General features: G+C 60.8%; 7 protein-coding genes and 1 riboswitch. Of the genes, 3 read left to right on the top strand and 4 right to left on the bottom strand.

Going from position 1 to position 9,958, the window contains the following annotated elements:
• Positions 1 to 5: 5 nt before the first annotated feature.
• The 3 genes from cobW to AC0QUY_RS21420 are packed head-to-tail and all read right to left on the bottom strand — an operon-like array spanning position 6 to position 2,004.
• Complete coding sequence (cobW, locus tag AC0QUY_RS21430; RefSeq protein ID WP_475388256.1) at positions 6 to 1,019, bottom strand: cobalamin biosynthesis protein CobW; 1,014 nt, start codon at positions 1,017 to 1,019, stop codon at positions 6 to 8.
• 20 nt (positions 1,020 to 1,039) lie between these two features.
• A complete protein-coding gene (gene cobU / locus AC0QUY_RS21425; protein ID WP_475388255.1) occupies positions 1,040 to 1,558 on the bottom strand; it encodes a bifunctional adenosylcobinamide kinase/adenosylcobinamide-phosphate guanylyltransferase in 519 nt (172 codons plus the stop codon).
• Positions 1,555 to 2,004, bottom strand: a complete 450-nt coding sequence (locus AC0QUY_RS21420) for a DUF1636 domain-containing protein (protein ID WP_475388254.1) — start codon at positions 2,002 to 2,004, stop codon at positions 1,555 to 1,557. The genes cobU and AC0QUY_RS21420 overlap by 4 nt, the downstream gene beginning before the upstream one ends.
• 110 nt (positions 2,005 to 2,114) lie before the next feature.
• A riboswitch (cobalamin riboswitch) is annotated at positions 2,115 to 2,304 on the bottom strand.
• 318 nt (positions 2,305 to 2,622) lie between these two features.
• On the opposite strand from AC0QUY_RS21420, the gene AC0QUY_RS21415 reads away from it, so the two are divergent.
• The gene (locus AC0QUY_RS21415; protein WP_475388253.1) at positions 2,623 to 3,951 is read left to right on the top strand and encodes a cobyrinate a,c-diamide synthase; all 1,329 of its coding nucleotides are present in this window, start codon (positions 2,623 to 2,625) and stop codon (positions 3,949 to 3,951) included.
• Positions 3,951 to 4,655: a 5,6-dimethylbenzimidazole synthase gene (gene bluB / locus AC0QUY_RS21410; protein ID WP_475388252.1), complete on the top strand. Its 705-nt coding sequence runs from the start codon at positions 3,951 to 3,953 to the stop codon at positions 4,653 to 4,655. Before AC0QUY_RS21415 ends, bluB begins: the two co-directional genes overlap by 1 nt.
• 81 nt (positions 4,656 to 4,736) lie before the next feature.
• Here bluB and AC0QUY_RS21405 read toward each other — a convergent pair whose 3' ends face one another.
• A complete protein-coding gene (locus AC0QUY_RS21405) occupies positions 4,737 to 7,841 on the bottom strand; it encodes a DEAD/DEAH box helicase (RefSeq protein ID WP_475388307.1) in 3,105 nt (1,034 codons plus the stop codon).
• A 614-nt stretch (positions 7,842 to 8,455) separates the two neighbouring features.
• Here AC0QUY_RS21405 and AC0QUY_RS21400 point away from each other — a divergent pair.
• A complete protein-coding gene (locus tag AC0QUY_RS21400; RefSeq protein WP_475388251.1) occupies positions 8,456 to 9,958 on the top strand; it encodes an AMP nucleosidase in 1,503 nt (500 codons plus the stop codon).

Here is a 9,958-nt window from a genome sequence, read left to right as displayed (position 1 = left end):
GCGGACTACTCCACCAACGCCCGTCGCACGGCGGTCCCGTCAAATCCCTTTAGCCCGATCACGACGAGATGCTCGGCCTGCTTCGCGTCCGGCCGGCCGAACACCAGATCGACGCGGCTCCCGACAGCCTGCACCACCACGGGCGCGACCTTGTCCGAAACCCGCGCATGGCCCTTGACGCGCAACACGCCTTCGAGACCGAGCGCGTCGCTGATCCGAGCACGCATCTCGTCGACGCTGAGCGCGATCGACGGCTTGACGACGATGCTGTCGAAATCGTCGTGATCATGTTCTTCTTCCTCGCCGTGATGGCCGGCGCGGGCAGCCACGTCTTTCTCGGCCTCGGCGTTCATTCCGATCAACACCGCGGGCGCCAATGTGCCCATCGAACGCACGACATTGACTCCTGGGCGGAGCGTAGCCTTCAACCGTGCTTCAATATCGGTAAGCGCCATGGGCGATAGCAGGTCGCTCTTCGAGAGCACGACCAGGTCGGCACAGGCCAATTGATCTTCAAACACCTCTTCGATCGGGTCGTCATGGTCGATGGATTCGTCTGCGGCACGCTGGTCTGCGACCGCGTCCTCATCGAGCGTAACCCGACCTTCCGACAGCGCCAGCGCATCGACGACTGTAACGACACCGTCAACCGTGGCACGCGTTTTCACCGCCGGCCATGCGAACGCCTTCAGCAAGGGTTGCGGCAACGCCAACCCTGAAGTCTCGATGACAATGGCATCGAGCGGCTTGTCGCGCCCCAACAGCAGCTCCATTGTCGGAATGAAGTCATCCGCCACAGTGCAGCAGATGCAGCCATTGGTAAGTTCGATGACGTCTCCCGGCGCGCAGGCGTTCGCTGCGCATTCTTCCACGAGGCCGCCGTCGAAGCCAGCGTCGCCGAATTCATTGACGACGACGGCGATGCGACGTCCGTCGGCCTGGGTCAGCAGCGAGCGCAGCAAGGTGGTCTTGCCCGCGCCAAGAAACCCAGTCAGCACGGTAACCGGAACACGCGACATATTTCATTCTCCTTGAGACACTAGCGCTTGAGCCAGAGCGGAAGTCCGGCTGCCATGAACACAACTTGCGGAACGGCGGCGGCGACCACCTGGTTCAGTCGCCCCTGCGCATCACGAAACGCCCGGCCGAGCGGCGTTTCCGGCACCAGCCCAAGACCGACCTCGTTCGAGACAAAAACGACAGGATGCCCTGCGACACCGAGAAATTGCGTCAAACGCTGAGCTTCGACGTCTGGATCGCGCCCAGCGAACATCAGATTTGACAGCCACAAGGTGAGACAATCCACCAGCGCGACGCGATTGCGGCTGGCTTCGCGCGTCAATGCGTCGACCAGCGCTAGCGGCTCTTCAATGGTGATCCAGCCCTCGCCACGGCGGGCGCGGTGCAACGCAATCCGGCTCTTCATCTCCTCGTCGCCGGCGGTAGCCGTCGCGACATAGACCTTCGCCAGCGCGCTGGCGCCTGCAAGCGATTCTGCAAACGCTGATTTGCCGGAGCGGGCGCCACCCAGCACCAAAGTGGTAGCCAGATCCGTCATTTCGGTGCGCGTCCGTCATCCGGTGACCAACGGATGGGAGGCACCCGTGCCACCATGCCCTTTCGCAGCACCTCGGCACGTTCCCGCCAGGGGACCAGACCGAAATCGGATTTTTGGTAGGATTGCACGAATGATACCAGCGCCGCAGCGCCGCTTTCGGTCTGCAGATCGCCAAACAGGAATGTATATCCGTCGGGACTCGTGACCGCGACCGTCGCTGGGCGCTTGCAAACGCTAAGGCATTGCACCGGGCGGACGGCAATGTTGGCGTCCTTCCCGATCGCAGCCTGCACAGCCGCGTACATCTCCGGGCCGACCACAGCAGCGCCGTCCGCCGCCTTGCAGGTGATGCAAACACTCACGACGACGGGCCTGTCAGGCAGGTTGGCCTGCGGCTGTTCGATCAAGGCTTGACCGGCGGGCTCAGTAGCGCTGTCGCGATCCATCAGTTGCTCGTATCATGGCCTTGTGGCCGCGAGCTTTGTTGGGTCGCGCTCGACGGCAAACGGCACCATCGGGCTCGCTCCCGTCCGGTGCACCCCGCCCAGACGCCTCCAAAGCACAGTTCGTGATGGCAGGTCTCCTGGCTCGCGAGTCACTGCCCGTAGCCGCCTTCCCGGGATTTCCCAGTGGCACCGGCGCGGGCTCGTCGCTTACAGTTGCGGGGGCAGCGCCGGCGTTGACGTTTGTCGCACCGGCTTCCCTTTTCACCTTCCTAGGGAAGGACCATCGCCGATGACGCTAACCGCCGAAGATGCCCCGGTCAACGGCGGTTGACCCATCAGCGGAGTTGCGTCAGTTACCGCATTGACAAGAAAGAACCTGATACCCAACGCAGCCGCCGAACCTTTCTAAAGTATAATCAAATACTTGCGGATGTGATTCACGCGCGGATCGACCGCAAGGCGAAACCGCTGCGATCGTTTGGGCCAAACCTAAGTTGATCAACAGATGGCGAGAGATCGATTCGAGGAAATTGGATCTGTGACCTTAGTGCAGGCAGATTCGTCCGTCGCAGGCAGCGTCGCGCAGGTGATTTTTGCGCTCGGTAATCGGCGCGCAGAATGATTGCTGCCCCTCCCCCGCGCGGTCTCATGATAGCTGCTCCCCGATCTGGCAGCGGCAAAACTACTTTGACGATCGGACTTCTCCGTGCTTACCGAAGAAGTGGAATTCGCGTGGCCGGCGCAAAATGTGGACCGGACTATATCGATGCGGCGTTTCATGGTGCCGCTTCCGGCCGGCCTGGCGTCAATCTCGATAGCTGGGCAATGAAACCTGGCCTGATCGCACAGCTTGCAGCCGAAGCTGCGAAGGACAGCGATCTGCTGATCTGCGAAGCGTCCATGGGTTTGTTCGACGGCGTTCCTGTTCAACCCGGTCGCAGCGGTTCATCTGCGGACGTGGCATCTGCGCTCGGCCTTCCCATTGTGCTGGTGCTCGATGTCAGCGCGCAATCGCAATCCGCGGGCGCAATCGTAAAGGGGTTTATGACCTTCGATGAACGGGTGAAAATTGCTGGCATCGTTCTGAACCGCGTCGCCAGCGAAAGGCATCTTCGCCTGGTAAGTGATGGAATTACCAAACTTGCAATCCCCATCCTGGGCAGCTTGCCAAAATCCGACGGCATCGCTCTGCCGGAGCGCCATTTGGGATTGGTACAGGCCGGTGAAACCCCGGAACTGGAAAACAAACTGGACGCAATGGCCGAGTTCGTGGCTCAACACGTGCAGATGGATGAGCTCTTCGGATGCGCGGAAGCGTTTCTTCCCTCGCAGACCGGCTCGTACGCGCCAGCACTGCAGCCACCGGGACAGCGCATCGCGATCGCTCACGACGAGGCGTTTTCATTTACATATCGTCATATCCTGGATGGCTGGCGCAACAGCGGCGCGGAAATACAAACATTCTCTCCGCTTGCTGACGAGCCTCCGCCAGCCGACTGCGATATTTGCTGGCTGCCAGGGGGATATCCGGAGCTTCACGCCGCGCAAATTGCCTCAGCGAGCAATTTTCTTGAGGGGCTGCGACATTTCGCGGCCATCAAGCCCGTTCACGGCGAATGCGGCGGCTACATGATCCTGGGTGAGACCCTGACCGACGCGGCGGGAAAGACCTATCCGATGGCTGGACTTCTCGGCGTTCAAACGAGCCTTTCCAAACCGAAAATGCGTCTCGGCTACAGGGAAGCGCGCCTTGCAGCCTCTGGGTGCCTCGGTCCCCTGGGAAAGAAGCTGAAGGGACACGAATTCCATTATGCTGACGTCACTGCTCATGGCTCGGACGAGCCGTTCGCCTTTGTCACCGATGCTTACGGCAGCGAATTCGCGCCCACGGGAAGCCGCCGTGGCCGGGTGACCGGCAGCTTCTTTCACATCATTGCGGAATCCTGATGCCCGACCCTGACCAGCAAAGCACAGCAAGCCGCGAGCCACTCGCCGGTTCAATCCTTCCGACGTCGATTCCGCCGGTTTTCGATGAACTATTTCGGGCCCAATTTGCGCAGCTTGTCGCGTGGCGTCGTGACGTGAGGCGCTTCCGCGGCGACACGGTCAAGGCCGAGACGATCGATGCCTTGCTGGATCTCGCGCAACTTGCTCCTTCCGTCGGCAACAGCCAACCCTGGAGATGGGTGAACGTCGAAAGCAAAGACGCAAGAGACAGAATCCGAGAGGACTTCGCGCGTTGCAACGCGGAGGCACTTGCTTCTTATGAAGCGGACCGCGCAATCGCTTACGCACGGCTTAAACTGGAAGGGCTGCAGGTTGCGCCCGTGCAGTTTGCCGTGTTTTGCGATCAAAGCACGGATCAAGGAGCTAATCTCGGGCGCCGCACCATCCCGCTGACGCTCGAATACTCGGTCGTCGCCATGCTCGCGACGTTCTGGCTTGCGGCCCGGTCTGTTGGGCTTGGAGTAGGCTGGGTTTCAATCCTTGACCCGGCGAATATTGCAAAAGTCCTGCAAGTTCCCGAGGACTGGAAACTCATCGCCTACCTGTGTGTCGGGTGGCCGCAAGAAGAACACACCGATCCAGAACTCGTCAGGCATGGCTGGCAGAATCGCACAGCTGCGGGACGGGCTGTCATTACGCGATGAAAGCGGAAATAACGACCGCAGCGACCTTCAATTTACACCGTTGGCACCGCGTTGTCATCGAAGTTTCCCAACGGATGTCGATCACTCGTCGAGAACGTCGAGGAAGCCTTCCACCTTTCGAAGCGGTCCCTCGCGATCTTTGCTGATGTAGACGACCCGATCACCGTCGCGTTGCAGGGATCTCGCCCTTGATTTGCCAAGTCTTCCCGGCAAGAACGTCGCGGCTACGGCATCCGCTCCGACATCGAGCCTTACGATTCCTCTTCGCCTGCAGTCGATCCTGAGCCTTGCTGCGGCAAAGAAATCGTGTGCCGCCGGTGGCAATTTGCCGAAACGACGGGAAGTCTCCTCCTCGAGGTCGTCCAACTCGTCTTCGCTTGGGCACCGCGCGGCACGGGCGTAGATTTCCAGCCGAACCGCCTCAGATTGCACGTAGCCTGCCGGCAACATGTCCGGGATCGGCAGGTTGAGATCGGGCACCCACAGGTCGGCTGCCCTGTCGTCTGCTTTCTCCGAGGCCAATTTCAGAAGGTGGCTATAGAGCACCGGTCCGAACACCTGGACATGGCCCGACTGCCGCTCGGAAAGCAGGTCCCCTGCCCCCCTGAGGTCCAGATCCCGCGCGCTGATGGCAAAACCCGCACCTGGTCTGTTGAACTCCTCCAAAACAGCCAATCGCTTCTCGGATCGTTCCGAGTCCGAATCGCTCAGCAAATACGCAAACGCGCGTATTCCGCCGCGTCCCACCCTTCCTCGGAGTTGATGGAGTTGTGCAAGACCGAATCTTTCGGGCCAACAGACCACGATCGTGTTTGCCCGCGGAATATCGAGACCGCTCTCGACGATGTTGGTCGCCAGCAGAACGTCCGCCGTGCCTTCGACGAAACTCATCATTCGGTCGTCTATCTCGTCGGCGGGCAACTTGCCGTGAAGACAGACGATGCGGAGATCCGGGGCCATCGACTGAACTCGCGCCAGCATCGGATCGAGATCCTGAATGCGCGGACAGATCAAGAAGCTTTGTCCATGGCGTCTTTGTTCGCGCAGCAATGCCGCGGCGATGGCCGCGTCCGAAAGCGGGGCGACCTTGGTAACGACCGGAAGTCGATGTACGGGCGGAGAGGCAATGACGCTGAGATCCCTGAAGCCGGCGAGACCTGCCGCGAGGGTCCGCGGGATCGGCGTGGCGCTCATCCAAAGGGCATGAATACTCTTGGCCAACCCGGAAAGTTTCGCCTTCTCTGCCGCTCCAAAATGCTGTTCCTCGTCGATGATGACCAGGCCGAGGTCGGCGAACTTCACGTCCTTCGAGGCGAGAGCCTGCGTTCCAACGACGACCTTCAATCTTCCGCTCTTCAGTCCCTCCTTCACCTCTCTTGTCTGCGCGCCGGAATCAGTCCGCGACAAGCTTCCCACTTCGATACCGAACGGAACGAAACGTTTGCGGAAAGTCGCGACATGCTGTCTTGCCAGGACCGTGGTCGGTACCGCGATCGCGACCTGCTTCCCTGACAACACCACGGCGGCCGCGGCTCGCAACGCCACCTCGGTCTTGCCGAACCCGACGTCGCCGCAAATGACCCTGTCCATGGGATGGCCCGACGCAAGATCATCCAAAACGTCCCGAATGGCCTTCGCCTGGTCGACCGTCGTGAAATAGGGAAAACGCGCGACGAACCTCTCATAGACGGGCCCCCGAGGCACAAGTTTCTGAGCTCGTCGGCGGCGTCGCTGGCTGATGTGTTTGGAGAGCTGCTTGCCGGCGATTTGGATTTCGCGCTCCGCCTCAGTACGCCGGCTCCACCACGTACTTCCATCCGCCTTGTCGAGAGTCAGCTCGCCGAGCTCCGACGCGTATGGCCAGATCATCGCGAGGTCGGCGGGCGGAACGAGTACCGCGTCATCCCCCGCAAATACGAGCCTGACCATTTCGCGCGACGACCCGCCCCCCGTTGCCACGGTCTGCAAGCCGTCGAGCAAGGCCAGTCCTCGCTGCAGATGAACGACCACCGTACCCTGCTCCGGCACATCTGCATGGTCGAAAGCCGCACTCCAGTTCCTGGCCAGGGGCTGCGGATGATGTGCCCTGCTGCCAAGCACATCGGAAGCAGTCACGACGACAAGAGGTTTCCGGCCAGGAAAGACAAAACCTCTGTCGAAGTCGGCCAGAAGCGCAGCTTCACGATTGCGTCCGGCCGTCGCCTGATCCCAGTCCGCAAAGCGCTCCGGCTTGATCCCGCTCATTCGCTCCATCGCGCGCAAGTCGTCCGCGTGCGCTGCGACGAAAACCAATCGCGAGCCGGCGCGTCGCGTCTCGTCGACGAATGCACGCAGCGCCTTCCTGGGTGATGCGACCTGCGAAAAGTCCGGTGTGGGAGCGAAGGATGCTTTTTGCGACAACACGTTCATACGTCTGGTCGCCTGCTTCCATTCGCGCCCCCCAAGGTATTCGTGCTCTCTGTCCGTGCGACCGGCCGCCTCTTCGATCGTGCCAAGCCAGCTATCAGCGTGCGCTGAAACCCCTGCATCCGCTATCCACTTGGCCCGCCCACAATAGTCGAACAGAGTTGAGCGCTTTCCTCGCACATTCCCGAACGCCAGCCGCTCCGACATCGGGTCGATGAGAAGTTCCTTCGTCTCGGAAACGATGTCATGTTCTATCGGGTCGAACGCCACGATCCGGCGTATCACCCCGCCGGAATGCTCTACTCTGAACGGTCCCAGTGCGCCGGCGGGAAAAATCTCGAATGTCTTCCCGTGAAACAGCGCGCCGCCGGGATAATCCGCCTCGTCATCGAGATCGTATCCGAGGGCCTCGAGCCGCGCCCGAAGATCTTGTTCGGAAAACGCGGCGCCCACCTTCAAACGGAGGATTACGCGGGACCAACTCGCCGGCGTAGGCAGGCGCTCCATCACAGCCTCAGCCGTGGACACAAGCAAGATTGGCTTCTCGGGCTTGGCAAGACGCCTCAAGACCGAGCTTCGTCTACCCGCGATTTCGTGCGACGGCTCCAGCTGATCGAACGGCAGCGTATTCAGTCTCGGAAAGACCAACACATCGCACGAGGGGGCGAGGGCATGGATGACGGCGCCCAGCCGCTCGGCCCTATGCTCGCTTTCAGCAAGAAAGACGACGCCTTTGCGACCCGACTTCCTCCACTGCGCGAGCAGATGGAGGGCCGCCATGCCCAGGGGCGATGAAGAAGAGATCGCAGTTCGCGATAGAGAACTTTTTCGCTTCGTTGCCTTGCTGGCAACGCGCGCTTTGCTGGAACGACCCACGTTGAATCCGTCGTTGATTCGCGACCAGCCGATGCTGATGGCGCGTATTGCTTCGAACAGACGCGCTCCGATGCGGGAGCTACGCCCAAGGCTGCGTACATATGCGAATTTGGTCACGAACGCACGTTTCCAATCCAATCATTCCGCAAAACATCGCTTGGGAGCGGAGGCGTCTCGTCTCCCTGCTCCGCCGGACAGAACGCGGTCATCAGCGTCGCTGCGCTTCGGTTCGCCATTCCGATCCTGATGTTGTGACTGTGGCAGTTCAGGTGGCTTCTTTGGCAACAGACCAGGCCCCCGCTCAGATAAGATGCGAAGTCCGAGATCGTTCACGGCGGCGCCAACCTGTTACCCGTAATTCTGCGACGCAAAGGCGGAAGCAGGGCTGCCGTGGCGTCTGGCCAAGGCATTTTCTGGACGAAAACCGGCAGGCGAGCCTGCTTTGGACCAAACAGGTTCCTGACCGGACCGACCCGCCAAGCCTCCCCATGGGGCGTCCAGGATACTATGTTAGGGCCATGAAGAATCACGGCCAGTCACAAGCTATCGGTTCAATCGCCACGCCAGAGCCCTTCCCGCGGCAAAGCTTCGACGACGCACGGGAGGCGGTCGCGGCCTTGCGATCGCTTTATGCGAGAAATACTTCGTTCCTGCGCGATTCCTTCGCCGCGCTCGCGGCTGGTGCCGACAGTAACCGGCGCTACCGGGCCTTCTATCCAGAAGTCAGCGTCACCACGAACTCGTATACGCAGATCGATTCCCGTCAAGCCTATGGCCATATGCCAACGCCCGGGCACTTCTCGACCACGATCACCCAGCCGGACCTGTTCGAAACCTATCTCGTCGAGCAGCTTGATCTCATCATGCACAATCATGGCGTTCCGGTCGTCGTATCGGAATCGGATACGCCGATCCCGCTGCATTTTGCTTTTCTCGAAGGCACGTATGTTGACGGCAGCGCCGCCAAGCACATCAAGCGGCCGCTCCGGGACCTGTTCGACGTTCCCGACCTTGACGGAACTGACGATCAGATTGCCAACGGCACGTATGAAGCGCCGGTCGGCCGGCCGCGGCCGCTTGCGCAATTCACGGCACAGCGTGTCGACTATTCGCTGCATCGCCTGACGCACTACACGGCCACCAGCCCCCAGCACTTCCAGAATTTCGTACTTTTCACCAACTACCAATTCTACATCGATGAATTCTGTGCGCGCGCCAGGGACCGAATGGCAAAGGGCGGCGGCGGCTATACCGAATTCGTCGAGCCGGGCAACGTCATCACCTACCCCGGCGAACAGCGGCTGGATGCCGGCGCACCGGCACTACGTCTGCCGCAGATGCCGGCGTATCATTTGAAGAAGCCAGACTATGGCGGCATTACCATGGTCAACATCGGCGTCGGGCCGGCAAACGCCAAGACGATCACCGACCACATCGCCGTGCTGAGACCGCATGCGTGGCTGATGCTCGGGCACTGCGCCGGACTGCGCGACACGCAGGCGCTGGGCGATTACGTGCTGGCTCACGCTTACGTGCGCGAGGACCATGTTCTCGACGACGATCTCCCGTTATGGGTCCCTATTCCTGCGCTCGCCGAAATCCAGGTCGCGCTCGAGGAAGCCGTGGCGGAAGTTACGGGACTTTCCGGATACGACCTGAAGCGCATCATGCGCACCGGCACCGTTGCCTCCATCGATAACCGCAACTGGGAACTGCGCGACCGGCGTGGCCCGGTGCAACGGCTGTCACAGTCGCGGGCGATCGCGCTTGATATGGAATCGGCGACAATCGCAGCCAACGGGTTTCGCTTTCGCGTGCCCTACGGAACCTTGTTATGCGTGTCAGACAAGCCCTTGCACGGAGAACTGAAGCTGCCCGGCATGGCCACCGAATTCTACAAGCGGCAGGTCGGCCAGCATTTGACGATCGGAATCAGGGCGTTGGAGAAGCTGGCGGACATGCCGCTCGAGCGGCTACATTCGCGCAAGCTTCGAAACTTCTCGGAAACGGCTTTCCAGTAA

This window comes from Bradyrhizobium sp. WYCCWR15520 (genome assembly GCF_056174665.1).
Note: the sequence above shows the minus strand (reverse complement) of the source record. Positions and strands in the feature narration are given on the sequence as shown.

Excerpts from the sequence above, each read along its gene's own strand:
- AC0QUY_RS21405 (WP_475388307.1), bottom strand. The coding sequence starts at position 7,841 with ATGGCGGCCCTCCATCTGCTCGCGCAGTGGAGGAAGTCGGGTCGCAAA.
- AC0QUY_RS21420 (WP_475388254.1), bottom strand. The coding sequence starts at position 2,004 with ATGGATCGCGACAGCGCTACTGAGCCCGCCGGTCAAGCCTTGATCGAA.
- AC0QUY_RS21415 (WP_475388253.1), top strand. The coding sequence starts at position 2,623 with ATGATTGCTGCCCCTCCCCCGCGCGGTCTCATGATAGCTGCTCCCCGA.
- AC0QUY_RS21400 (WP_475388251.1), top strand. The coding sequence starts at position 8,456 with ATGAAGAATCACGGCCAGTCACAAGCTATCGGTTCAATCGCCACGCCA.
- cobU (WP_475388255.1), bottom strand. The coding sequence starts at position 1,558 with ATGACGGATCTGGCTACCACTTTGGTGCTGGGTGGCGCCCGCTCCGGC.
- bluB (WP_475388252.1), top strand. The coding sequence starts at position 3,951 with ATGCCCGACCCTGACCAGCAAAGCACAGCAAGCCGCGAGCCACTCGCC.
- cobW (WP_475388256.1), bottom strand. The coding sequence starts at position 1,019 with ATGTCGCGTGTTCCGGTTACCGTGCTGACTGGGTTTCTTGGCGCGGGC.